Origin of the sequence: Enterococcus malodoratus ATCC 43197, from assembly GCF_000407185.1 — a bacterium.
Classification (GTDB): domain Bacteria; phylum Bacillota; class Bacilli; order Lactobacillales; family Enterococcaceae; genus Enterococcus_A; species Enterococcus_A malodoratus.
Genome location: NZ_KE136481.1, coordinates 768,913 through 793,119 on the forward strand (window position 1 = coordinate 768,913; position 24,207 = coordinate 793,119).

Annotated in this window: 24 protein-coding genes; 1 reads left to right on the top strand and 23 read right to left on the bottom strand. The window is 41.3% G+C overall.

The features are described from left to right. Positions 1-4: 4 nt before the first annotated feature. The 18 genes from I585_RS03850 to I585_RS03935 form a co-directional block, all read right to left on the bottom strand. Positions 5-871: a class II fructose-bisphosphate aldolase gene (locus I585_RS03850; RefSeq protein ID WP_010739726.1), complete on the bottom strand. Its 867-nt coding sequence runs from the start codon at positions 869-871 to the stop codon at positions 5-7. Next, a complete protein-coding gene (locus I585_RS03855) occupies positions 865-1,404 on the bottom strand; it encodes a DUF4428 domain-containing protein (RefSeq protein ID WP_010739727.1) in 540 nt (179 codons plus the stop codon). Before I585_RS03855 ends, I585_RS03850 begins: the two co-directional genes overlap by 7 nt. Continuing rightward, positions 1,401-2,870, bottom strand: coding sequence for a xylulokinase (locus I585_RS03860; protein ID WP_010739728.1), 1,470 nt, complete (start codon positions 2,868-2,870; stop codon positions 1,401-1,403). The genes I585_RS03855 and I585_RS03860 overlap by 4 nt, the downstream gene beginning before the upstream one ends. An 18-nt stretch (positions 2,871-2,888) precedes the next feature. Further along, the gene (locus I585_RS03865) at positions 2,889-3,932 is read right to left on the bottom strand and encodes a zinc-dependent alcohol dehydrogenase (RefSeq protein ID WP_010739729.1); all 1,044 of its coding nucleotides are present in this window, start codon (positions 3,930-3,932) and stop codon (positions 2,889-2,891) included. Positions 3,933-4,021: 89 nt separating this feature from the next. Continuing rightward, the gene (locus I585_RS03870) at positions 4,022-4,852 is read right to left on the bottom strand and encodes a PTS system mannose/fructose/sorbose family transporter subunit IID (RefSeq protein ID WP_010739730.1); all 831 of its coding nucleotides are present in this window, start codon (positions 4,850-4,852) and stop codon (positions 4,022-4,024) included. After that, on the bottom strand, positions 4,845-5,609 hold the full coding sequence (locus tag I585_RS03875) for a PTS mannose/fructose/sorbose/N-acetylgalactosamine transporter subunit IIC (protein ID WP_010739731.1): 765 nt from the start codon (positions 5,607-5,609) through the stop codon (positions 4,845-4,847). Before I585_RS03875 ends, I585_RS03870 begins: the two co-directional genes overlap by 8 nt. Before the next feature lie 163 nt (positions 5,610-5,772). Further along, positions 5,773-6,249, bottom strand: coding sequence for a PTS sugar transporter subunit IIB (locus I585_RS03880; protein ID WP_010739732.1), 477 nt, complete (start codon positions 6,247-6,249; stop codon positions 5,773-5,775). Between the two features lie 26 nt (positions 6,250-6,275). Continuing rightward, complete coding sequence (locus I585_RS03885) at positions 6,276-6,689, bottom strand: PTS sugar transporter subunit IIA (RefSeq protein WP_010739733.1); 414 nt, start codon at positions 6,687-6,689, stop codon at positions 6,276-6,278. Between the two features lie 44 nt (positions 6,690-6,733). After that, a complete protein-coding gene (locus tag I585_RS03890; RefSeq protein ID WP_010739734.1) occupies positions 6,734-8,635 on the bottom strand; it encodes a BglG family transcription antiterminator in 1,902 nt (633 codons plus the stop codon). Between the two features lie 24 nt (positions 8,636-8,659). Next, the gene (locus I585_RS03895) at positions 8,660-9,496 is read right to left on the bottom strand and encodes a class II aldolase (RefSeq protein WP_010739735.1); all 837 of its coding nucleotides are present in this window, start codon (positions 9,494-9,496) and stop codon (positions 8,660-8,662) included. A 415-nt stretch (positions 9,497-9,911) separates the two neighbouring features. Further along, positions 9,912-11,444, bottom strand: coding sequence for an FGGY-family carbohydrate kinase (locus tag I585_RS03900; protein WP_010739736.1), 1,533 nt, complete (start codon positions 11,442-11,444; stop codon positions 9,912-9,914). Beyond that, entirely contained in the window at positions 11,437-12,837 is a 1,401-nt protein-coding gene (locus tag I585_RS03905; protein ID WP_010739737.1) for a PTS galactitol transporter subunit IIC, read from the bottom strand. The genes I585_RS03900 and I585_RS03905 overlap by 8 nt, the downstream gene beginning before the upstream one ends. Before the next feature lies 1 nt (position 12,838). Next, a complete protein-coding gene (locus I585_RS03910; RefSeq protein ID WP_010739738.1) occupies positions 12,839-13,126 on the bottom strand; it encodes a PTS sugar transporter subunit IIB in 288 nt (95 codons plus the stop codon). Positions 13,127-13,143: 17 nt separating this feature from the next. After that, entirely contained in the window at positions 13,144-13,608 is a 465-nt protein-coding gene (locus I585_RS03915; protein WP_010739739.1) for a PTS sugar transporter subunit IIA, read from the bottom strand. 2 nt (positions 13,609-13,610) lie between these two features. Beyond that, complete coding sequence (locus I585_RS03920; RefSeq protein ID WP_010739740.1) at positions 13,611-14,453, bottom strand: class II aldolase; 843 nt, start codon at positions 14,451-14,453, stop codon at positions 13,611-13,613. 3 nt (positions 14,454-14,456) lie between these two features. Beyond that, positions 14,457-15,197: a GntR family transcriptional regulator gene (locus tag I585_RS03925; RefSeq protein WP_010739741.1), complete on the bottom strand. Its 741-nt coding sequence runs from the start codon at positions 15,195-15,197 to the stop codon at positions 14,457-14,459. Positions 15,198-15,535: 338 nt separating this feature from the next. After that, a complete protein-coding gene (locus I585_RS03930; RefSeq protein WP_010739742.1) occupies positions 15,536-16,627 on the bottom strand; it encodes a hypothetical protein in 1,092 nt (363 codons plus the stop codon). A gap of 330 nt (positions 16,628-16,957) precedes the next feature. After that, positions 16,958-17,770, bottom strand: coding sequence for a MerR family transcriptional regulator (locus I585_RS03935; protein WP_010739743.1), 813 nt, complete (start codon positions 17,768-17,770; stop codon positions 16,958-16,960). Between the two features lie 137 nt (positions 17,771-17,907). Here I585_RS03935 and I585_RS03940 point away from each other — a divergent pair, with 137 nt between their 5' ends. Next, on the top strand, positions 17,908-18,606 hold the full coding sequence (locus I585_RS03940; RefSeq protein ID WP_010739744.1) for a PRD domain-containing protein: 699 nt from the start codon (positions 17,908-17,910) through the stop codon (positions 18,604-18,606). 52 nt (positions 18,607-18,658) lie between these two features. Here the strand turns inward: I585_RS03940 and I585_RS03945 are convergent, their stop codons facing one another. The 5 genes from I585_RS03945 to I585_RS03965 form a co-directional block, all read right to left on the bottom strand. Beyond that, the gene (locus tag I585_RS03945) at positions 18,659-19,945 is read right to left on the bottom strand and encodes a class II D-tagatose-bisphosphate aldolase non-catalytic subunit (RefSeq protein WP_034708343.1); all 1,287 of its coding nucleotides are present in this window, start codon (positions 19,943-19,945) and stop codon (positions 18,659-18,661) included. Between the two features lie 276 nt (positions 19,946-20,221). Continuing rightward, on the bottom strand, positions 20,222-21,316 hold the full coding sequence (locus I585_RS03950; RefSeq protein WP_010739746.1) for a PTS fructose transporter subunit IIC: 1,095 nt from the start codon (positions 21,314-21,316) through the stop codon (positions 20,222-20,224). Between the two features lie 15 nt (positions 21,317-21,331). Further along, positions 21,332-21,646, bottom strand: coding sequence for a PTS fructose transporter subunit IIB (locus I585_RS03955; protein WP_010739747.1), 315 nt, complete (start codon positions 21,644-21,646; stop codon positions 21,332-21,334). 17 nt (positions 21,647-21,663) lie between these two features. Further along, positions 21,664-22,173 (bottom strand): PTS sugar transporter subunit IIA, encoded by a 510-nt coding sequence (locus I585_RS03960; protein ID WP_034708345.1) that lies wholly within the window; start codon positions 22,171-22,173, stop codon positions 21,664-21,666. Next, positions 22,139-24,058, bottom strand: a complete 1,920-nt coding sequence (locus I585_RS03965) for a BglG family transcription antiterminator (RefSeq protein ID WP_034708347.1) — start codon at positions 24,056-24,058, stop codon at positions 22,139-22,141. The genes I585_RS03960 and I585_RS03965 overlap by 35 nt, the downstream gene beginning before the upstream one ends. Positions 24,059-24,207 lie beyond the last annotated feature (149 nt).

Here is a 24,207-nt window from a genome sequence, read left to right on the forward strand (position 1 = left end):
ACTTCTATAATCCACTGAAAATTTTTATTGCTTCGACATAGTCTTCTTTTAATGCTTCCGTTGTAACCTCAATACACTCTTCCAAAAAGACATCGGATTGATCTGCTTCAAAATAACCTTTTAATGCAGAGGCGCCTGCTTTATTGGTATAGGTATAGTAATTGATTTTGGCGATGCCGTTTGCGATCGCTGTTTGATAATCGGCCGCCTCAACTCCTGATCCGCCGTGCATGACCAGCGGGATCTTCACTTCATCATAAATTGCTTTGACTCGAGGCAAATCCAATTTTGGCTCCTTCAAATAGATACCATGTACTGTCCCGAAGGCCACTGCTAAACAATCTACGCCTGTCTTATCAACAAACTCTTTGGCTTGCTTAGGATCGGTATAGATATCAGTATCACCGATTTGATCGTCATCAGGCGCACGTCCTTCACCACCGCCTAAGGACGAGGTAAAGACATGGCCCAGTTCCGCTTCAACACTGACTCCTAAACTATGGGCAATCTTCACAATTTCTTTGGTTCGTGCGATGTTTTCTGCAAAGGGCAGATCCGAAGCATCGATCATGACCGAAGTAAAGCCCAGCTTCATCGCTTGGACCATCGCATCAAACGTTTTTCCGTGATCCAAATGAACCACTACCGGTACCTTGCTTCGTTTGGCATAGTCAATCATGATCGGTCCAATTTCTTCGAGCGAAATCAAGGAGCCGTGTCCTTCTGCATGCTGTAAAATCACCGGTTGATTGACTTTCTCGGCGGCTTGGATCGCCGCACGAACCATTGCTAGATTCGGTACATTGAAGGCCGCGACCGCTTGTTTTTCTGCGCGGGCCTTTTCCAAAACCTCTTTCAGATCTGCTAGCATGCAACACCCTCCTTCAACTGATTGACTTCTGCAACGATATTATTGGCTAACGAACGCATCGTTTTGTAGGCCATACTGTCCCGATTAATAAAATTAGGGATCAGCCAAATTTCCCGCGTCTCTTCTTGAAGAGTCAAAACGACTTTGATAGAGCCTAGCTGCTGTTTCTTTTTCTTCACTACTTGTTCCGTCTGTTCTTCTACTAGCTGACAACTTAGAATCACAGAAAAAGGATAAACCTCTGGCTTCAATGCTTCTTTCGTATATTTTTTATGATTAGGCAAACAAATTTTCTGATGCTTATCGTCAAAGAAGATAAACTGATTGATCTTTCTCGTAATTTCAAAGGTTTCAGCCGGAGCTTCTTCCTCGGGAGCCGCGATAATTTCCAACAGCTCTGCTTGTGTTTTATTTTTGATTGTTTGCGTAAAATTCAAGCTCACTTTTTCATAACACCCTTTGCAAACATGCCCGTCCGCGCATTTGAACTTGATCAATTTTAATGGCGCACTGCAAATTAGACACTCTTTCATTTCTCGTCACCTCCGAATAGTTGCAACTGTTCAGTCAATTTTAAATAGGTTTCATAGCGTTGATCGTATTTCGTGATAATCGCTGGATCAGGTTGAATGACTTGCGCTTCGCTCTTTGGAAAAGTGAAGCCTCCTTCGATCTCAATCATGGCTAAGATCGCCGCGCCATGAACAGCCTCTTGAGACGTCAGCATTCGTTTGATCGGATGGCCAAGCACATTAGCGAATATTTTGATCCATAGATCACTTTTCGCACCGCCGCCGACAATCGTGAAATACTCTGGCGTTTCCTCATTTTTCATAGAGAGGAAGAGCTGGCGGATACCAAACGCCAATCCTTCTAAAACAGCCAAATACATCTCAGCTCGCTCTGTTTCCAAACCAAGTCCGATAAACGCACCCTTCAGACTCGGATTGGCGAAGAGTGTTTTTTCACCATTCATGTGCGGGAAAAAGAGCACTTCATTTTCACCCAATAATGATTGCGGAATCTCTTCTTGTTCTTCAGCATAGTGCTTCGTTTGTAAAATATTTTCCAGCCACCAGCTGTTAACTTTTGCCCCGGCTTGAACGGTTCCTTGAGTAATGATCGAATCGTCGCTTTCCGTGATTTTTGCGACCACATTCTTTCCAATCTTTTTGAGCTGATGGTGACTATTAGGAATGACCACCACACCAGAGGTTCCTAGTGAGATCAACGGCTGCATATTTTCAAAGCTGCCGGATACTAAAGCCGAAGCCACATTATCCCCCGTTCCCGAAACGACGGGCAGCGTCTTTCCAATGCTTAATTCCTTGCAGATGTCTTCGGTCAACTCGCCGATTATGGCAGAAGCTGGTTGGATATCAGGAAATAGCTCACTGTTCAATTCAAAGATTTCTTGGACTTCCTTGGACCAGCGATCTGTATGTAAGTCGTACAAGGACGAAGTTGAGGCATCGCAATAATCCGTGGTATATGTTCCAGTCAATTTTAATTTTACATAGTCTTTTGCGATGAGAAATTTATTGATCCGCTGATAATGCTCCGGTTCATGCTCCCTTACCCATAATAGACTGGCTAAAGGACTGCCTGTCGAGACAATTTTAGCCAGATGAGCCGTCTCCGCTTTCCTTTCCAAACACTGCTTGATAGCTGTAAGACTGCTCTTTGTGCGATTGTCATTCCACATAATCGCCGGGCGAACGGAAGAACCGTGCTTGTCAACAAACACGGTCGTGTGCATCTGTCCGGTGATACCGATTCCTGCGACCGTTGCAGCAGAAACCTGTTGGAATAACTCTTTCAAGCCCTTCACCACGATTTCGACCCACGTATCTGGTTCGATCTCCGTCCAGCCCTTATGGGGAATCAGGTAGTCATACGCATACTGTTTTTCAAAAACCGTTTCTAATTGCTTAGTCACAGCAGCTACCTTGATCGATGTGGTTCCGATATCTAATCCAACATAAACAGATGCACTCATTTTTTCTCCTACTTTCTTCTAGTCAAAGGTAATAATGGTCTTTAAGGTATCTGGTCTTAAGGCATATTCAAAGGCGTCTACCGCATCGGTGTAATCAAACGTTTTCGCTAATAACGGGGTGACGTCTACGATCCCTTTCGCAATCAATTGAACCGAACGATAGAAGGTCGGTATTTTGGGACTGACGGTTCCAGTAATCAGTTTTTCGTAGGAATGTACGACACCCATATCAGTCGGTACTGGATCATTCGGATGCAGCGAGCTGAACATAAAGGTTTGACCGCCAGTTGCAGTGAAATCCATGGCCTGTTTAGCAATTTGCGGAGCAGAAGTCGTATTGAAGACGACTTCTGCTCCGCGACCTTCCGTTTGTTCTTTGACAAAGGCCACCGCATCAACTTTGGTCGGGTCAAAAGTTAAGTCCGCTCCCAATTCTTCCGCCAGTTTTCTGCGCTCGGCATTTGGCTCGCTGAGAATCACGCGAGTGCCGGACAATTTTGCCAACACCACATGGAAAAGCCCCATCACACCGCCGCCAATAATCACTACATCCTGCCCAAACATAAGCTGAGCCCGTTCAACACTGTTCACGACACAAGCCAAAGGTTCGGTAAAGGCACTATGGGTAAAAGGAACCTCTTTCGGATATTTGTAAAGATCACGGCTTTTCACTGTGATGTACTGAGACATTCCTAGAAAACCGGAAATGCCGTCAGGATTTTGAAAAGTCGTCGATTTCGACACTTCGATACAAAGGTTCTCACGACCTGTTTTACAATAATGACACTCTCCGCAAGCTGGAATGATGTATTTAACAACATGGTCGCCCACATCAAAATGTTCAGGATTTACTTCGCTGCCGATTTCAACGACTTCTCCGCTGAATTCATGACCGCCGATTCTTGGATACGTGTATTTCATATCGCCTAAATAATCACGCAGATCGTTGGTGCAGAGACCATTCGCTCTGACCTTCATCAACACTTCATCTTTTTCGATTACGGGCATTGGCAGCTCTTGAATTTCCAACTGCTTGACCCCTGTTTCAACAATTGCTTTCATTTCAAATCCTCGTTCCTTTTGAGGTAATTATTTTTTTCCAATTAACCTTCTCAAACCACACTTACGTATGGTTTGAGAAGTTCGATAGCTTAGCCTAAAATTCCAAAGAAACCAGCAACGACACCGACCGCCACGATCAGACCAATGATTTTCAATGAAGACCAGCCTTTTTTCATCAAGAAGAAGATCAGCATGGTGAAGGCGAATGGCAAGATATTCGGCATCACGACATCTAAGAATTGTTCTTGAACTTTAAAGGTCGCTGTCGAGCTGACAATTTTTAAAGGTACGTGCATTTTTACATAGCTAGAGATTAGACCGCCCATTACCATACAACCCATGATTTCAGCGCCGCGCAGGACTTTATTCAACAGCCCCTTCTCGAGAAAGTCCATGACGGCTTCCGCCCCGGCTCGATAACCGAACATAAAGTTGGCGTAACTCATTCCCCAAGCAATTGCGATAATAGCAACAGCGTAAATAATCGAACCCCAAATGGTTCCTTTTAATGTCAAATCAATACAGATTGCTAACAAGATCGGGATCAAAACCCCTTGGAAGATCGTATCGCCGATCCCTGACAACGGACCCATCAAAGATGTTTTCAAACTGGTAATAAATTCACTTGGAATCGCGACACCTTTGGCCTTTTGTTCCTCCAGTGCGATGATCATTCCGATGATACAAGAACCAAACTCGATATGAACGTTAAAGAATTCAATTTCACGTTTCATCATTTCTTTTTTCTTCTCGGGATCATCATTGTACAAGCGTTTTGAAATTGGAACGAAAACATGTGCGACCGCTTGGCCCATCATCCGTTCGTAGTTATAACACGTTTGCGGTAAGTTTTCCCAAATCAGCCAAGAGCGGATCAGATCCTTTTTACGAATCACACTTCCTTCTGCCTCTTTACTCATAGATTTCGTCCTCCTCTGAATCAGATTTATTGCCTGTCGCTTGTACATAGATCAATGCTGTTAATCCGGCGATCACACCCAATGGTAATAAGTCCAGACCAGAATAAGTTGCTAAAATGAAGCCTAAGAATAAGAAGACGCGTGCCTCACCCTTAAAGATATATTGCAGCGTAATCGCAACCCCTAAAGCCGGCATCATGCCACCAATAACTGTAAAGATCGTCAATGCTGTTCCGCTCAGTGCTTCAATGAAGCCTGAAATATAGCTTGCGCCGAAGTAGGCAGCTAACCCACAAGGAATGATCGTAATTAGTGCCGTCAGGAGCTGCGGAAAGAGAACATTGGCTCGCCAAATCTTATTGTATTCGCCATTTTCAATATATCTATCTGCCACGTGAACAAAGATCGAACCAAAGGTCATCCGGCCATACCAGACAATCGTTCCTAACAAGCCGATCGGCACAGCAACAGACAATGCTGTTTTTGCATCAAGTCCGCCGGTAATCGCAAAGGCTGTTCCTAAAATACCCGCTAATGCCATATCCGCTGGCATTGAACCCCCAGCTGAGATAAAACCTAAATAAACTAAGTTGATTGAAGCCCCAGTCATTGCCCCCATCACTGGGTCTCCTAAAATAATTCCTGTAATAAGTCCGCATACCAATGGTCTTTGTAGTGACCACAACCCAACAAAGGGGAGATTTCCTATTGCTAGGAAATAGACGACCCCACATAGAAAAGCTTGAAGTACTGACATACATTTTTCCTCCTTATTCTTAATAATGTATCTATTTTTTTCAAAAATAGGTTTGATTCTCATGCCGTATATCATCCAACTAAAGTGCTAGGTATGATAGTTTGAGCATTTTGGTTTTTCTATTCGATTCAGTGAGATACTGCGAAAAGTTGGACGGACATTCTTATAATAAATTTGTGATTTCAATTAACCGTTGTTCAGGTACTAACTGATAGAAAACATGGACGCCTTTGTCGACCATCTGACGAATCGCGTCGACCTCAGCTTCATCACAGGCCACGTTTTTGATAAATGGTTTCCGTTCATCGCGGATACCCATTCCACCCAGATTTACTTGCGGCAATTCGATCCCGCCTTCAACAAGTTTGGCATACGTGATCGGAGTTTTAGTTAATAGTAAAACACGCTCTTTTTCATTAAATGGTTTCTTCAACTCTGCGATTCCTTCTTCGGTAGTAAAGGCATCTACTCTGACTTTTGTCGGTGCTAACGCTTTCAATATTCTCTTTTGGAAAGGATCACTGGCCACGATGTCATCAATAATGACAATATGGTTGATACTGTATGAGGGGGTCCAAGCGGTTACTACCTCTCCGTGAATCAATCGATCATCTACTCGTGCAAAAACAATATTTTTCATGTTGCTCGCTCCTTTTCTTTCTCGTTTTAATCTTCTAAATTTACGCCTAAATAATTATTAACATCGATAAATGTGGCAGGTGCTTCACTGATTAACTTGGCACAAATATCCTCGGCGGAATTCGTGTCATTCATTCGCGACATAAACGCTTCCAACACCATTGGCAAGTTCATTCCGGTAATATGACGAATCGGGTAGTCCCCCATTAATCCAACTACTGCATTGAAAGGACTTCCGCTAAATAAATCGGTAAAGCAAATAATGTCGCTCCCACCGCCAAATTCTTCAATCGCCTGTTTGACTTTATCCTTCAATCCACCAATATCATCTTTGGGATACAAGCCAAAAGCTTGAGCCTCCGTCTGTTCTCCGACGATCATCTGCGCACTGCCTAAAATACTTTTTGCGAGATCCCCGTGTGACACAAAAATATATTTCATGTTAATCCTCCTAATTCATACTAATTTTTTTCAAAAACAGTTTTCTAAATATATTCATCCAACAACTGAGATAGGTTTTCTCTAAAATTCTCAAATGTCGGGTCTTTGATGACTCGGTCAACAAAGCCTTTTTCTTGAATGATTTTTGCTAAATAGTTCCACAACTGAAAAACTTTGGCGTTATTCTTTTCGATCGCTACTAACATGACTAAATGTACTCTGTTGCCATCGGTATCCCAATCAAGTTCATTTTTTAATAAAATGACTGAGACAAAGGTTTCGGCAAGAATTGGATTGATCGGGTGCGGTAAGGCGATGCCGTTACCAAAATAACTGCTACCGATCCCTTCTCTTAATTCCACTGCTTCTCTTAGTTGGAAAACCTTATCGCCGACTTTTGAAACTGAGATGGAACAGATTTTATCTAAGACTTCCTTCTTATCGGTAAAGTGTCCATAATGAAAGAGTGCTTCATCAAACAGATTGACGATTTCAAATTTATCGTTGAAGCCGTCGATGGCCAATTTGATTTTGGAATACTCTTGCTCACTTGGAAAGAAGCTGATCAGGATCGCGCCCATTTTATCGGTCAATTCTGTTTGCTCCGTCGTAAAGATGACATCGTAATCTTCTATATCCAACGAGGAAATCTCGTGGGTATTGACTAAAGTCAGCACGGTGATCTCATTTGAAAACCATGTGGCAAACCGCTGCCTCAGGAGAATACTTTCACTGCGTTTCAGACTGGTAATGATCAAAATACGTTTCTTGCCGGAAATATCGTTGTACTTCGCTAAATATTGATTGAAGTAAATTGCCAGATACGCGATTTCGCCTTCTTCAATCTTTTTGTCGATCGTATTTTGCAATAGCAGACACATATAAGCAGCGATATCAAAGCCTAATGGAAAGGACTGTTTGATTTGATCCAGCAATTGATTTTCATTTTGAATATTGTATTCGATTCGGGTCAGCAATGGCATCAGGTGCAAGGCCAACGAGATTCGTAAATCAATCTCCTGACGAAAATCAATATCGAATTTTTCATTGATCTCCTTCAACGCATGAAGGATAAATGTATTGACCTCTTCTGAGATATAATCATCGTTTTCATAATCGCTTTTGCCCTTGATATAGATCGCCAGATTAATAATTTCTTCTTGCGAAATCTTAAAGTAGGAACGTTCGGCGAGACGCTGGAATATCTCTGTCGACACTTCCATTTCCGAATCAAAGTCGGAAACGCCTTCGAACTCGTCAGAACCAATATAGAAGCCACTCTTCATTCGTTTGATGGCCATTTCAATGTGTACAATCAAATTTTGAAACAGTGTTTCCGAGATATGAAAATGATGCTTCAAGAGAACACTGACTAAGACCATTTCAATATCTTGCCGAAAGGTTTCTTGACTATCCATACCGCCCTGCTCTTGGTGAATCTCAAGATGACCTAATTTCAGCAAGCATTTTCTTTTGTCGTATTCATTGCCGCTGATAAAGATTCCTGAGTTTCGTTTTCGTTCAATGCTCAGATGGTAATTGCTGAGCAGCTTATCCGCTTCTTTTAAATCTGTGTTAAGGGTCGATGGCGCGATGAAAAGCTGGTCTAGCAGCTTTTGCCGCTGAATTGGACCCTTTTTGTTCAATAGCAGCACACAGAGTTTTCGCACTCGATCTGACTGATTTTGTTCACTATCTGCTTTTTCTTGCGGGATGTTTGCTTGAAATGCGTTGTAATCGCTAATAACTAATTGACTGCCTTTAGATGCGACTGAAATCAATTCTGCGTAACGACTAGTCGATAGATCCTCTCTGATTTTCTTGATATCTGATTGAATCGTCCGCATACTTACTTGAAACTTATCTACAAAATGGTCAGCGGTTAAAAAAGAGGGACTGTGTCGTTCAAACTCTTGAATCATTTCTTTTTGTCGCTTATTTAACACGGTGTCTCCCTCCTCGATGTAACCTTATTTTTCATTTACCTCAGCAATGATGGCTTTCACTCGATCCTCAACGTTGTCGATCGCCAATTTTGAAAGTGACATAATATCAAACTCATTATGATTTTTTTCATAGGCTTGTCCAAACGCGCGAATGAATGCTTGACGAAGATCAGAACCATAATTTACTTTGATCAGATTTTGCTGCTTCGCTCTTCTAACTTGATCAAAAGGAATGCCTGAACCGCCATGTAAGACTAATGGCACTGCTGAGATCGCTGCTATTTCTTCTAATAATGGGAAGTCTAAGTTCGGTGTCAAATCCATCCCATGCACATTTCCGATTGAAACGGCTAGCAGATCACAATTGGTTCGTTCAACAAATTCTTTGACATCTTCAGGATTCGTCTTGGCATCTTCTTCAGAAATATGATCGTCTTCTTTGCCGCCGATTGCTCCTAACTCTGCTTCCACTGGAATACCGTAAAAGTGGCAATACTCGACTGTTCGCCGAACCTCTTCAATATTTTCTTCAAACGGCAGATGTGAAGCGTCCACCATAATAGAAGTAAAACCAGCTTCGATACAGGCCTTCACGTCTTCAAAACTTTTTCCGTGATCCAAATGCAATGCCACTGGAACCGATGCATCTTTCATTGCTGACTTGACCATGTCGGCGATGATCTTTGGACTGGAAAGTTTCAAATTGCTCGATGAGATCGCGATGTATCCGCCTATACCTTTTTCCTGATAGCCGCGAATGATCCCGGCCGTAAGTTCATAATTGGTTGTATTGAATGCAGGTAAGACCAACCCTTTTTCTTTTGCATAATCCATCAACTTGAAACCATTTACTAATTGCATGTTGTGCCCTTCTTTCTCTCTTGCTATCTGAATCATATAATGAAAGAAGGATGCTTGGAGCCGAACTTTCTGCACGATGAATCATGCAATTTCTTTGCAGATAACTGTTCAGTCTCCTTTAAACATGCAAAATCCCTGCCTATCTGGCTTTTTAAAGCGGGTTGACGAAGAATCGCGTCATAGTGATGAAAAAGTTGCAGGATGAATCATGCAATCGTCGTTTCCTGAGAAGCGAAAATTTTTGACTAATGCTAGTATTTTTATAAATAACTCTTTTTTACCGTTGACCATAACAGTAGGTGTACCTCTTAAGTATCTCAAAATTTTGCAGTCGTGAATATTGGATTTCCAAATTAAATGAATTTAAATCATTCTGTTAAGTCAAAAAAAATAGGAACTCAATGAGTCCCTATTTTCAGCTGAAGAAAATCTCCTTCGCTTCGTTGCAGCGGTTCTGACTGTCTCTGCTATCGAAAAAACTTTGATGAAAATTATCATCAACTAAAAAACGCTTAGATTCATATAGATAGGAGTATTTATCCAGCAGACGATCGAAGGCTTTCACCTGATTCGGATCGGCCGAAACAACTTGATAGTCCAGCTCGTAATCAAAATCTTTATAGCTTGCCTTCAATGCCCCAAAGGAAACCGCCTCTTCGATTTTTACGACAGAGATGTCTTTATTTAAAGCATCTGCCTTCAATTGTACCCATAGCGGATTTTTCACTACTGGACCGATAGCGACGACACGATTTACCTGCTCTAGCGGGAAACAAGTCGCCACGTACTTCATTTCAAGGCAAAGTCCCAAAATAATCCCCAGTAAAACATCTTCTCGACGTGTCTCCAAACTGATACCATACATCAAACCGCGCGATTTTCCATTTTTAAATGGAGCACCCGAACCATTCAAATGGGGAATCAAGATGACCGGATCTTCCAACGAAATTTGATTTTGCAAATAGCGTTGATATAATTTTCGACTGTCCTGTTCGAATTCCTTCTGATCGATGGAAAAGAATTTTTGGTACCATTCAAACGCATTACCGCCTGTCGGCATCGAAGAAAACAAGGTGTAGTAGTTGGGATTGGTAAAGATTCCATTCGACAAGGATTCCTGAAATGATTTGTTTTCTAAAAAGGGATGATCATCGATCAGGAGCAATCCCTCGGTCGTCCCGGTAGAATTCAATAAATCCTTGTCATGCAGATTGATCCCCAGCGCCCCGACCATATGATCGTGCCCTGCGATTCTGACAGAAATCTCTTCAGCAGCCAATTCACTGACATTTCCCGTTGTCGTATAGCCCACGACTTCGCCTGATGCGATAACCGATGGAAATTGGATCAGCTCCGCCAAATCAAACATTTCTAATACTTCCTTTGACCAGCTGCGGCTTTGCAAATCAAAACACATCGTCCGACTAGCCATTGAAAATTCGCTATTCATCCGATTGGTCAAAAAGTAGCTGAATAAATCCGGCACATTCAACCAAGTATACGTCTGCTCGTTCAGCTCCAAGTGATCGACCAGCCATTTGATTTTCGGAAGACTGTAATTGGAATGTGCGGGCAAACCAGTAATCTCATAAATTCTTTGTTTCTGTTCTTGACTCAGTTCAGCAACGTATCCTGCCGCCCGTTTGTCATACCAGGCGATTAACGGCGTCACGACTTGACCGCCGGCATCAACTAAAACACCAGCTTCGCCAACGCTGGAGATATTGATTGAATCAATATCTCCAGGATGGTCAGCAACAATTTTTATCAAGATTTCCAACAATCGATCCCAGATTACGTCTAAGTCGAATAATTCGCCATAGTCATCGATTTTTTTTGTTGTTTGAAAACTCTCGCGAAAGATCAGTTTTCCACTAGCAATTTCAAAAAGCGATACTTTAGAATTCGTCGTTCCGATATCAATTGTAATGGAAAGCTTTTTAACCATTCAATGACTTCCCTTCCGGCACAGAAGAGTCTTCAACTAAATGCGTTTGTTTGAACGTTACTTTGTAAATCCAGAATATTAATGCACCAATTACAGGAATCAATAGCAGCGCGATAATATTGCCGTTGAAGATTTGCAGCAGCCAAAATCTTAATGGGTTACCACCATCTAAGAAGCTTGAGACCATGCCGCTTGATCCTTCTGGAAAACTAAAGTTTACATCCTTTGCCATGCCGGTAATAAACGGCGCGATCGCAGAAGCGATATATAGATCACCAATCATGATCGGAATAGCAATTAAGACCGCTCTAAACACATTGCCCTTTGTCGAAAGAACGACCATTGAAGCCATTACCGCTAAATTCGCTAAATCGCCTAACGGCAGGACTGTATTCCCCGGTAAAACAAATGCTAAAATAACTGCGATAGGTGTTAATAGCAGCGCTGTTGAAATAATTGCCGGATTTCCGACTGCTACAGCAATATCTAAACCAATATATAAATCATCCCGATCAGGATAACGATTGTTCAAGAATTTCTTGATCGCTTCAGAAATCGGCAGCAACCCTTCCATCAAGATCCGCACCATCCGAGGCAAGATGAACATTACCGCACCAATACTGATCCCCATTGTTAAGATACCCTTCAAATCATATCTAGCCGCGACCCCTAAAAGTAACCCTAAGATCGTACCAACCATCATCGGTTCACCAAAAATACCGAAGCGTTTTTGGATACTGACAGGATTGATATCGATTTTTCTGATTCCTGGAATCATATCAATAATTTTATTTCCGATTAAACCAATTGGGAAAAAGGTAATCGCCGAAACGGTCGGAAAGGACATTCCTTCTAAACCAAAGTATTCCTCACCCATCGGCGCTGCCCAATCGGCCACCTTCAAAACAATGATCGCAATGAGTGCCGATGCCAAGATTCCCAACCAGAAACTTCCTGTGCTATAATAAACGAGTGTTCCTGCAAGCGCAAAATGCCAATAATTCCACATGTCGACGTCAACCGTTTTTGTTTGGTTAATCGCCAGCATCACGATATTGATCAACATCGTCATTGGGATAACGAACGGTGCGATTGGAGATCCCCAAGTAATTGCTGATAAAGGCGGCCAACCTAAGTCAACTACTGGGAGATTAATTCCGGTCTGTTCAACCATGGCTTGCGCTGCAGGTCCTACATTATTTGTTAAGATATCAAAAATTGCATAAATCCCGACAAATCCGATCCCCACTGTTAACGAGGCTCTCAAAGCTTTTGCCGGTTTGATCTTAAAGATCAACGCTAAGATAAACAACACGAGCGGCAGCATAACAGTAGGACCAAATCCTAAAATATACTGGACAACATCATATAGTGATTGCGAAATATTACTCATATTATTCTCCTTTTAGCTGATCGTAAATTGAATTCAAGACTTTTTCTTCACCGATACCTGTGATTAGTGGTAAGCCATTGATGACAGGTGTATTTAGTTCATAAGGAATTTTTGTGGTTGAGACGATCAAATCAGCGTCATCCGAGTTCGATTGAACAGAAGCCACATTGGTTTGTGAATAGTTGATGTCGTTCATATCTTTTTCCTTTAGAAATTCCAAAACCTTTTCCGTTACCGCTGTTGAAGTCGCAATTCCTGTTGCACATACAAATAATAAATTTTTAGCCATTTTTCTTCCTCCTAGTTTTACAATCCGATTTCTTCTCTTGCGATTTTATAGATTTCTTCTTTACTGCCTGTTTTGATTCGCTCCAGCAGTTCTGCTTCAGGTAAGATCCCCATCAATTTCTTTAGAATATTCAACTGCTTATTTGATTGACCCAAAGCTAATAGAAATACGATCGATACTTCGATCTTCGTATCGTCCATCCCACCCATTACTTCCATTGTAATCGGCTGTTTTAGTGTCGCGATCGTCACCCGGTTGTGATTCACATATTTTGCATCTGTATGTGGAATTGCCACACCAATGGGCTCTGTTGGTAAACCTGTTGGAAAATTCTCTTCTCTTTTGATGACTTGTTCTGGAAATTCCGCCAACACATCGCCATCAGCGATCAACGGTTGAGCGATCTGATTGATCAATTCTGGAAAATCCTGAACCTCTACATCAACAAAAATATTTGCCTCACTCGTTAAAACTTCTGTCATTCTTAAACCTCCACAGCATTCATACTTAAAATTTTTGCATGAACCGTTTCAAAAACAGCATCTTCCGCGTTTTGAAGCACCTTGATCAAGTTGGCTTCATTCTTATTTTCAGCATAAGCTTGACCGACACTCTTGATGTAACTTTGACGTAAATCACTGGCGATATTGATCTTCGCAACATTAAATTCTACCATGCGCTGAATGTGTTCATCTGGAATTCCTGAACCTCCGTGAATCACTAGCGGCACTGGAGAAACCTCATTGATTTCCTTCAATAGATCAAAATCAATCCGCGGCTGATCTTCCAAGCCATGCACATTCCCAACAGAAATCGCTAAGATATCGCAGCCCGTCCGTTCAACGAATTCACGGACTTGTGCGGGATCTGTCTTCGAATCCGCTTCACTGACATGGTCGTCTTCTTTCCCAAGGATCGCGCCCAGCTCCGCTTCAACCGGAATTCCATAACCCTTGGCAAAATCAACGGCTTTTTTAGTAAAAGCAATGTTTTCCTCAAAATCGTAGGAAGCACCATCGATCATGACTGACGTAAAACCAGCACGAGTCGCCAACTTCACATCTTCAAATTTTTTCCCATGATCCAAATGTAAAGCTACTGGCGTATCCATATTTTCAGCATAGCGCGAAACCATATCAACGATATATTCATAGCCTGCTAACGTGATATTCGTAGGAGCCACCTGAATGAAGGTCGGAATTCCGCTTTCTTCCACTGCTTTCAGAATTCCGACGGTTGTTTCCAAATTGGTCGTGTTGAAAGCTCCTGCGATTACTTTTCGTTCTTTGATAATTTCTAATAGGGTATATCCATTTACTAACGGCATGTATTACATTTCCTCTCTTTGAAGAACCGTTCCAACGTAATATTTGTTGGCTTTCAACCAGACATTCCCGAATTCTACCGGTAGACCTCCTTCTAAATAGACTAGCTGCTCCAAATGCAATACTGGAGAATCAGGAGCTACTTCCAATTCTTGACCCCGTTTCTCACCGACCACTCTGGCAGCGTATCTACTTTCAGAGTAGGCAATCTTTTTGCCGCTGATTTCCTCCATCACTTTAAATAAACTTTCCTTATTAAAGTCATGCTCTTGAACTCCCGGACACAAGCGGCTGTTGATTCTATTTTCAATCAGCATTACCTTCTCGCCCTCAACGTATCGAATTCGTTTCATGTATAGATATTCTTCACCAACATCAATATTCAACCTTGAAGCGATTTCTTTTGTTGCCTTACGAAATTCAGAAGTAATGACCTTCGTTTCATAAGCCAATTTCTGTCCTTCTAATGACTCAGCAAAAGATAAAAGACCTTTTCCCAGCGAATAAGAAATATTGTCCTCTGTTACATAGGTTCCTTTTCCTTGAATCTGGTAGAGCAGCCCTTCTTCAACCAGCATATTGACTGCTTTCTTAACGGTTCCTCGACTTATTTCCAAGGACTTCATGATTTGATTCTCTGACGGTATCTGTTCCCCCTTTCCCCATTCTTCAGAATAAATATTATTTCGCAAATAATCGGCCACCTGAAGATAGACTGGCTTTGAAACATCTCTATTAATGATCATTTGATCACCTCCTGCATTCGTTTTGTACGTCTAGTCGCAAGCATGTACAAGTATAACCCTCAATGTACAAGTTTGAACCAGAGTGTACAAGTAGGTACAAGTGAATTGTAATCGGTATCAAAGTAAAAGTAAAGAAGAAATTTTAAAATCCGCTTTTTTTCTTTTGGCCCGTTAAAATCATTGACCTTTCAAAGCACGCACAAAAAACCTTAGGCGGTTCACCTAAGGTACTCTTGTTTGATTGAATCAACGATCTCTTTTAACTACGAATTATTTTCCTCGAACAAGTCCATCCCATAACAAATAAGCCTTTAAAACTAATAAAAGAATTCTTATCTTTAATGTCTTTTCTTGCTTGAATTATAGTTCTTCAAAATATTTCGGTCCTTTTTAGAAATTTTTTTCGTTGGTGGTTTTGTCGCAGATAGTTTCGTTTTTACCGGATTTTCTGTTGAGGCATCTAACACACCAACTGCTGCCGGCATGAGGATTGGGTTCTCTTCTGATGGTGCTGTATCTTTTTTTGGTATGCTTTCGGGAACAATTCTAGTGTCTATATTCGGCTTATGTGGAGTACGCTTTTCTGATGACAGTTCTTCAGAATTTTCAGTTCTTTCGTCAATGACATCCTCCATACCAATAGCGGCCTTTGCTTCGTTAAGAATGCCTTCGATCAACACGACAAGTTCACCTTTAGTTAATGAATACAGGTCAAAACCCTCAAACAAGTGGATTGGGTCGTTTGAATCTGCTGAAGTCTTCTCAGTTTCAACTGTCAGATTTTGGGCGGACTTCTCTCGTTCCAGCTTTTTCTCCGTTCGGGTACTGAAAATGGTCGTCGTTCCTTTAAGGTCACAGTCGATAAATTTGGCAAAGCGGCGCACATCGGCCGTATTCCGAAAAATCGTCATGGTCGTTAAGATTCTAAGAATTCGCTTCGTTTCTTCAGGGGTATTACTGGAGTCGCCGTCTCGTAACCGCCATGTATGTTTCTTTCCGTTAGCATCTTCAAAAATTGAAATGAGAGTATAGGTATCATATTTCTTAGCATTTGTCGCTTTTCCTTTATTTTTCAAATAGCCTTCATATAAACGCATCGTTTTCGTCGCCTTAAAATAAGCGGTTTCATTTTTAAATAAACGCTTGATCACACTGTGCCATTCATGATCCTCCACGTAGTCTTTCAAGAACGGGCAGAACTTTCTCAACGTATCACTAGGCTCGGCCTGAAAAAGCAGCTCGCGAACAACTTCCTGACAAGGCAGTGAAAAATCACTGACTACTAGCGCATTCCGCAAAATGATCGCTACGATATACTCCACTACTAGGTCTGCATTACGTGTCGCGTCCCAAAATTTTTTCACTTTGGTCTCTAGCCCTTTTCTCTTCATGGTGAATAGTTGTCGCTGAGTAAGTTGTTTTACTTCCATCTTGTCCGCTCCTTTTCGTGTACGTGTTTTCTTATAAGCCTATTATGCATGAAAAATAGCGATTTCCGTACCCAACTTTTTACCAAAACGGTAACGATTTGAGTATTGCATAATTAAAATGAATATACTGATAATTACATTTCGACAAGAATAAATAAAGAATCAAATAAAATCCAGTAACAGCAAGCTGCCCGTCTTCGCAGATCCTTGATAATTGGATTAATCCACATAAAAAAATGTTCAAAAGGTGACAATAATAGCCTTTTGAACACCGATATTTTTAGTCTATTCTAGCGATAAAATTGAAAATTTTTTTGATTAGTACTACTCTTATGCGGGAATAACTTGAACAATCAACTTCAATAGAAAATCATCGAACTTCTTTGCTGCCAAGGCATTCAACATCACATCAATATAGATATCCCCTTCAATTTGCAAGTGATTCTTTTCCAAATAGTCCAGCATTTGATGAAAAATGCGCACACGAGTTGTTTCCCCATAGAAATAGCAGGTCAGATAATTTCCTGCCGGGCGTGCTTCGGCCGCTTCAGGAACCTTGATATACGTATAAACATCTGTCGCGTTCAATTCATCTGCATCTAATATGGCATTGGTATTTTTGAACATCATCCCCGCCGGATAAATGAAACGATAGCCTGCAGCGAAACTTTGCTGATAAATCTCACTTAATGGAATCGAGGCCCGAAATTTTACCGCTTGATAAACATTCGAACTAAAGAATAGCGGTTCTCGTTCAAGAGCGACAACTGAAAATTTTAATTGATCCGCCGCAGCATATTCCTCTAATGAATCCAGCTGCCGGTCCACCATATTGGCCATTTGCTGATAGTATTCCTGCTTCTGGCGAATCACTTGCCGTTGCCTTTTTAGCAGCAAAGCCGCCTGTTCCGGAGTACTATTTTGCAAGTGTTCTTTGATCTCGGCCAAAGGCATTTTGATTTCTCTAAACAAATGAATCATGTTTACCGTATAGAGCTGAGGATAATCATAGTAACGATATCCATTTTCTGCTGTATATTTTGGCGTTAAAAGACCAATCTGATCATAATAAATCAAGGTCTTTCTTTTGATCCCAGACAAATCCGCAAATTGGCTGATCGTTAAGAAATTACTCGTATCCATTAAAATCCTCCTTTTAAAATTACTCGCTTGACTGTCTAATCACTAGACAGTTTAACATAAGGCTATAGTAAATTGACCAGCTTGCCTTATGAAGCAGACACATTTTGAAAAACTATCGTACAAGGAGGCCAATCAAAATGAACCCTACACAATTAATGGAACAATCAGCCACCACCTCGGACCGACAACTCGTTCGCTCTTTAGTCACTTTGGCCAAGCAAAAATATGTGCTCAAGGATAACTTTTATCTGACTAATAATCTATCCTATTTTCTTTTCAATGCGTGTGAGAAAATCCCAATGACTTATGTTTATCCCGTTTCCTCCATTGAAATCATGGAGAAACTTTTTAAGACAGAAGTCGATTTTTCCAAAGAAGCGATTCTATACATTGAAAAATATTTACAGCGACCATTAAAGGAAAACGACTATTTAGTATTAGCCGAATCTGTGATTGCCGCAAATTACCAGCTGGATATTAATCGACATGAACAAGAGAAATTCATTCACCTGATCCACTGCCTGTTAACCCAAATCGCTTTTTGTGTTAGCTTGCCGCGCACCCATTTATTCACCGAAGAACCACGGTTGATGCGTCACATTAAGTTTTTGACTTTGCGCATTTTGAAAGGCGAACTTGATTTCAGCGAATCAAACAATGAACTTTATTTCTACGTGATCGAGCATCATTCGAGAGAATTTCATTCCGCCAATCAAATTCGTGTGTTTATTACCGAGAATTTTGATTTCGATTTATCCAATGACGAAATCAGTTACTTGGCCTTGCATTTCCGTGAGCTTAGACGCAGATACGGCGATAAAAATCAGCTCCAATAGTAAAAAAAGCCGAGAAATTTCACTTTCAAAAGTGAAGCTCTCGGCTTTAATATTATGCCTTTACTGCATTCAGATTCTTGATCCGACCAGTCACGCCGTTCAAGTTGTAGCATTCTGCGTAGTCGCGAATCGGACGTTTGATATGATCCACTACATACCGTTGACCATCAATATTATGAGCCTTCAGGTTTGCATACATTTTTTCGATTTCGGCTTTTACTTCCTCGTCATTAAAGGTATAGTGACCAGCAATGTCCAAGATTTCTGCTTGAAGTTCGGCATCATTTTGCGCCATGATTTCTTCAACAGTCAGGTTCTTTTGTTCCCCAACCATCCATTTTCTCCAACGCTCGCTCTTGATCGCATGCTCTAATAAAACTTCACGAGTATTTGATACATCAGTGACTAAACCATATTCCACTAATTTTGCTTCCACCGCCGCTAGGTTCAAATAAGCCCGTGTTTCTTCAGTGCCATATTGCGGAGCTACGTTTGTTGCAGTGATTTGTGACGGGATATGCTCCAATAAAGTTACATCATCCAGATAATCACCGTTGTGCTCCTTCAAACCAACTCCGTATTCTTTCGCCATTTGTGCCAAGTCATAAGCATTTTTAAAATTGAAGGTTCCGACTTGTTCTGTTTTACGTGTTAACGTTCCCGTTTGCCCAACGATAAAGGTCGGTATTGGCAACCCGCGTTTTTCTAATTCTTCTTTCAAACGTAGGATAAATGTTTCGTAGGTTTCGGTCGAAGTTAGTCCGCCGTTCGTTTCTTCTGTCCCGACTTCATAGCCGATTTCTGGTAAATTGCGAGCCTTACGTTCTTGTTCGCAGAATTCGATCAAATCAACCGTCCGTTTTAATACGGTGTCCAAAGGAATCACTTTTCCAACCTCAAAGGGATCTTTTGTTGGATCGATCATTAGCAAATCAAAGCCCGCCTCAATATCTGCCACGTATGATTTTTTCCCTAACTCCATCGCTTTTTCCGTTGACAAATGATCATTCCGCTCTTTATCGCGTTGCCAAGGTCCTCCATGATCACGACATAGATAATACAAATTGTCATAACCAATTTCTGCTGCCACTTCTTCGACTGCTTCAGCGAATGTGAATTGATTCCAGCCATTTACGTAACCGCCGCCTAATTCATCCGCGTCGACTTGATTTCGACTCGCAATAAACATCACCGGATAATCATCATCTTTTGATAACTCAAGTGTCGCTTGCACACAGTTTTTCGACATTGGACCGATTCCCAACAATGTTGCACTTTCACCCGTTGCCTGCAGATCCAGCAACCCCTCTACGACTGTCTTGATAGGTAATTTTTCCATCTCGTTGACATCTCCATTTCCTGTAATTAAATTTAAGTCCTTTATCCTTATCACACCTAAAGTATAAGCTGGATAAAGCCGCATGAATATTACATTTACCTGCAACAAGTCAATGCATTAGTAGCGTCACTTGTTGCAAAATTAGAAGAAAGTTGTTGCAACAAAAAAGAAGCAACATCGTTTATCATTCGTTATTTATAAAGCAAAAAACGACAAAGAAGGCTGAGTTCAACTCACCTTTCTTTTGTCGTTTTTCTTTCGATTAATGATCAAGTCTTACTTCGCTATTTCAATCTGTTCATTTGTCTCTTCTTTTTTTTCTTTGACTGTTTCATCGACCAAGCTTGGTTTAGTGAAGTGTAAGATAGCCGCGGAAATAACCGCACCAACGATGATCGATAATGCATACCACAATTTGCCATTCACTACCGGCAAGATAATGAATCCGCCATGCGGAACTAATGCTTCCACTCCTGTAGCCATACCCATCGCACCGCCTACAGCACTCCCGATGATGATTGCTGGCAGCACGCGTTTAATATCCTTTGCCGCAAAGGGAATCGCCCCTTCGGTGATCCCTATCAGTGACATGAAGAAGGCAGAAATGCCCAAGTCTTTGTCTTCAGGTGTATACTTTTTCCGATCGACAAAGGTTGAGATCGCCATTGCCAATGGCGGGATCGCACAAGCAATTCGATGCGCACCATTTGGTCCATAAACACCTTCCGCCATCAAAGCCAGCGTAAAGGCCGTCGCGGTTTTGTTAATTGGTCCGCCCATATCGATAGCCGTCATCGCCCCTAAGATCAAGCCTAAAATAAGAGCACTGCCACCTTGCATTTGACCAAGTACCTGAACTAGCCAATCCATCGCCGCTCCGATCGGCACCGCAATAATATAGATATAAAACATGCCAAGAACAAAAGTCGTCACCACCGGAACGATCAGAATCGGCATAATTGTACGGATTGTCGATGGGACTTTCCAGGTTTTACACCAGCGGACAAAGTAGCCGGCCGCTACACCCATGATCATGGCACCAAGAAAGCCTGTCTTGATTTGCCCTTCGCCGATTGGATTATTTGCGACAAAGCCCAAGATCATCCCAGGAACCAGCCCCGGTTTTCCGGCTAAAGAATTGGCGATATATCCTGACAACAGCGGAATCATCATCGCAAAACCGGCCGCACCCAAATCATTCAGATTTTGCATGAAGGGACTCGTGATCTCCATCCCCGCATCCGTGGCTTTACCAGTAGCCAGCGCCACCGCTAAGAAAATCCCCCCAACAACAACGGACGGCAGCATAAATGATACCCCAGTATTAAAGGCTTTCTGCAAGTCTTTAAAGAACTTATTCTGTTTTTTCATTTTTATAGTCTCCCTTTACAGTTTCTCGGCTTCGTCAATATACTTAGCTGGATATTTAATGATATCGCCTGGATCGACCGACAAAGATTTTCCCGTATCGATTTTTTCTTCAAAGCGTTCGCCATCTTCTACGTCAATCGCTACTGCCATGATCAATACATCCGCTTGATCGATATCCTCTTGCTCCAATTCATTTTCAATTCCCATGCTACCTTGTGTTTCAACATGAACATCGTGTCCTCTTTTTTTACATTCTTTTTCGATGGCTTCTTGCGCCATATACGTATGCGCGATCCCAGTGGGACACGCGGTAACTGCTACTACTTTCATCTTGATTCGCTCCTTTTTCAGATCTCGATTGAACTTAATTGTTCATAAATTTTATTTTTGTCTGTTTCGCTTAAAAGTTTTGCTCTGAACTCGTCATCTAACAATTTCTTGCTTAATTGTGAAATGAACTTAAGATGCATCTTGCCCTCGCTGTTTTGCGGAACACCGATCAAAAAGATCAAACGAACCATTTCTTCCTTTTCTGGCGTCCATTGAAAGGCGTCGGTTACTCTGACAAACGCAATAAATGGATGCAAAACGGTTTCATTTTTGCCGTGGGGAATAGCGATATCGTAGCCGATCGCTGTCGGAATTACGGCTTCGCGTTTCTTCACTGCTTCGTATAAATGATCTGAATCCTCCACATAGCCGACAAACTCGGCCGTTTCGACAATATGTTGAATCACGTCATCTTGATTATCTAACTTGCTGTCTAATAAGATTAAATCTGGCGTAATGACACCCTTGCCGCTTTCCTGAACTTTCTCCACTCTAATCACTCCCAAGTTTTCTGTACAACACGTCATTTGATGCTGCTTCACGTAATTGTTTTAATTGCTCACTATTATCGATGACGTTATAAATATCCGATAAAATATTTCTCGTTTGAAACGTATCTTGCTTCGCGATACAAATCAAAAACACGAGATCGACATAGTAAGTGTTCCATTTGAATTTCTTTTTGTTTTTTATCACAACGATAATCGTTTGATTAACATAAGTAGAATTTCCATGAGGGACCGCCGTTCCAGTCGGCAGATCAGTCCCGCCTAATTCCTCTCGTTCTTGGACCGTTTGGATAAAGTCTTCTTTTATAAAGTTATTTTCGACCAATACTTCACCAATTTGGTTGATCAACTCTTCTCGCGAAGAAAAATCCGTGTTGACAAAAACGTACTCCTTATCGACAAATTTCATTAAATGATGCATCCGGATTACTTTCAGCGCTTGATTTTCTACCGTTGGCAAAAACTCGGATGTTTTAATGCGCTCGATATCTTCTTTCGTCAAAAATGGCGAGACCCGAATGACTTCCTTTTTGGCCAAATCTACTTTTACAGTGGAAATGATCAGATCATATTCGTCGAGGTTTATCTGCTCTAACTCGGCCACTGAGGCGATCTCGAAGGTATCCAATGACGGCAAGATATTTTTGATCCGATTGATCAGCAATTCCGAGGTGGCAATGCCCATCTGACAAACGATCAATATTTTTCGATTCATTCGTGCACGTTCAATCGCCGCTTGAAAATACATGGTCAAAAAGGCGATTTCGTCCTCATTGAAACTAATCTCCAGTTCTTTTTCGTATTCGCTAAGCACGACCCAAATGACATTGAAGGTCAAGGAAAACTCATTTTTGATTTGAGTAGTAAAAGGATTTTCGGTCTTATTGTTTGTTTTTAATCGATAGATCATCGGCGGAATATGATTCTTTAGCTGTTCCTCCAGCTTTTGGTCGCTCGCAAAATTGATCGTCAATGCATCCGAAACCCTAGAAAGCAATCCTTCAACGATCACTTCGTCTATCTCATCCTCAGGCAAAGCTTCAAAACGATTGGATATTAGCTGCAAAGATAAGTACTGAACATCTTCATTCGAATAAGGAAACTCCAAACGTAAAGCCGCTTTGTGGAGCATACGAACCGCACTTTCTTCAAAGAAAATCATCGCTTCACTGGCATCCGCCTGCTTTATTTCTTCAATATGATGCCCCTTAGCAATTCGATAAACTAAGATGATAAAAATACTCAAAATGTTTTGAACATAATAGTCAGAAATGGCGTTCACATTCTCGCGAATATAGGTATACAAAATATTCGAGCAGACACTAATCAGACGCTCACCGTAATAGCTGTTCAGCAATTTGATCTTTTCAGCAAAATCTTCCTCTAAATAAATTTCAGAATTACTTAGTAAATAGCGATTAAATTGCAGCATCGCTTTTTGGACGTCTTCTTCTGTTCCTAATAACGATGTACCGTGAACATCACTGCATAGCTTGATTGTTGATCCGACATTCAAGATTTTCATGATGAATTCAAAATCTTTTATAATCGAGCTTTTGCTTACCATAAAGTGATCGGATAGATGATTAAAGCTAACGATCTTTTCCTCAAAAAGCAGCAAGTTCATAATTTCGATCCTGCGATTGAAGGTTGTATAGACGTCATTTTGCTCATCTTTTTCTGTCATCACACTAATTTCTTTGAATCGTTTCAACGCGATCCCAACACCGCGTTTCTTTTCAAGGTATTCACCTGAGCTTTGGAGATATTCGTCAATACGCCCCAACTCACTATGTGTCGTTCGTTTAGAAACACCCAGTTTGCTTGCAAAATACTCCACAGTCTGAAAATCACTCTGCTGCAGCAACAACTCCAACAACTCTTTTTGTCTTTTTGTAAGCATAATGATACACACTTCCTTACTATCCGAAATAAAGGCCTTAATCTTTGATAGCGTTATCATGATCATGACTTTATTATAGATGGGGTTTTAAAAATTGGATATTACAATTCTCTGCAACAAGTCTCTACAACAATCGATGTACTTGTTGC

Bases quoted from the DNA above. Each gene is read 5' to 3' on its own strand.
- I585_RS03900 (WP_010739736.1), bottom strand. From the start codon at position 11,444: ATGGTTAAAAAGCTTTCCATTACAATTGATATCGGAACGACGAATTCT.
- I585_RS03865 (WP_010739729.1), bottom strand. From the start codon at position 3,932: ATGAAAGCAATTGTTGAAACAGGGGTCAAGCAGTTGGAAATTCAAGAG.
- I585_RS03945 (WP_034708343.1), bottom strand. From the start codon at position 19,945: ATGGAAAAATTACCTATCAAGACAGTCGTAGAGGGGTTGCTGGATCTG.
- I585_RS03940 (WP_010739744.1), top strand. From the start codon at position 17,908: ATGAACCCTACACAATTAATGGAACAATCAGCCACCACCTCGGACCGA.
- I585_RS03875 (WP_010739731.1), bottom strand. From the start codon at position 5,609: ATGTCAGTACTTCAAGCTTTTCTATGTGGGGTCGTCTATTTCCTAGCA.
- I585_RS03860 (WP_010739728.1), bottom strand. From the start codon at position 2,870: ATGAGTGCATCTGTTTATGTTGGATTAGATATCGGAACCACATCGATC.
- I585_RS03950 (WP_010739746.1), bottom strand. From the start codon at position 21,316: ATGAAAAAACAGAATAAGTTCTTTAAAGACTTGCAGAAAGCCTTTAAT.
- I585_RS03855 (WP_010739727.1), bottom strand. From the start codon at position 1,404: ATGAAAGAGTGTCTAATTTGCAGTGCGCCATTAAAATTGATCAAGTTC.
- I585_RS03905 (WP_010739737.1), bottom strand. From the start codon at position 12,837: ATGAGTAATATTTCGCAATCACTATATGATGTTGTCCAGTATATTTTA.
- I585_RS03930 (WP_010739742.1), bottom strand. From the start codon at position 16,627: ATGGAAGTAAAACAACTTACTCAGCGACAACTATTCACCATGAAGAGA.
- I585_RS03870 (WP_010739730.1), bottom strand. From the start codon at position 4,852: ATGAGTAAAGAGGCAGAAGGAAGTGTGATTCGTAAAAAGGATCTGATC.
- I585_RS03925 (WP_010739741.1), bottom strand. From the start codon at position 15,197: ATGATCATTAATAGAGATGTTTCAAAGCCAGTCTATCTTCAGGTGGCC.
- I585_RS03895 (WP_010739735.1), bottom strand. From the start codon at position 9,496: ATGCAATTAGTAAATGGTTTCAAGTTGATGGATTATGCAAAAGAAAAA.
- I585_RS03910 (WP_010739738.1), bottom strand. From the start codon at position 13,126: ATGGCTAAAAATTTATTATTTGTATGTGCAACAGGAATTGCGACTTCA.
- I585_RS03965 (WP_034708347.1), bottom strand. From the start codon at position 24,058: ATGCTTACAAAAAGACAAAAAGAGTTGTTGGAGTTGTTGCTGCAGCAG.
- I585_RS03960 (WP_034708345.1), bottom strand. From the start codon at position 22,173: ATGACGTGTTGTACAGAAAACTTGGGAGTGATTAGAGTGGAGAAAGTT.
- I585_RS03850 (WP_010739726.1), bottom strand. From the start codon at position 871: ATGCTAGCAGATCTGAAAGAGGTTTTGGAAAAGGCCCGCGCAGAAAAA.
- I585_RS03955 (WP_010739747.1), bottom strand. From the start codon at position 21,646: ATGAAAGTAGTAGCAGTTACCGCGTGTCCCACTGGGATCGCGCATACG.
- I585_RS03935 (WP_010739743.1), bottom strand. From the start codon at position 17,770: ATGGATACGAGTAATTTCTTAACGATCAGCCAATTTGCGGATTTGTCT.
- I585_RS03880 (WP_010739732.1), bottom strand. From the start codon at position 6,249: ATGAAAAATATTGTTTTTGCACGAGTAGATGATCGATTGATTCACGGA.
- I585_RS03885 (WP_010739733.1), bottom strand. From the start codon at position 6,689: ATGAAATATATTTTTGTGTCACACGGGGATCTCGCAAAAAGTATTTTA.
- I585_RS03915 (WP_010739739.1), bottom strand. From the start codon at position 13,608: ATGACAGAAGTTTTAACGAGTGAGGCAAATATTTTTGTTGATGTAGAG.
- I585_RS03920 (WP_010739740.1), bottom strand. From the start codon at position 14,453: ATGCCGTTAGTAAATGGATATACCCTATTAGAAATTATCAAAGAACGA.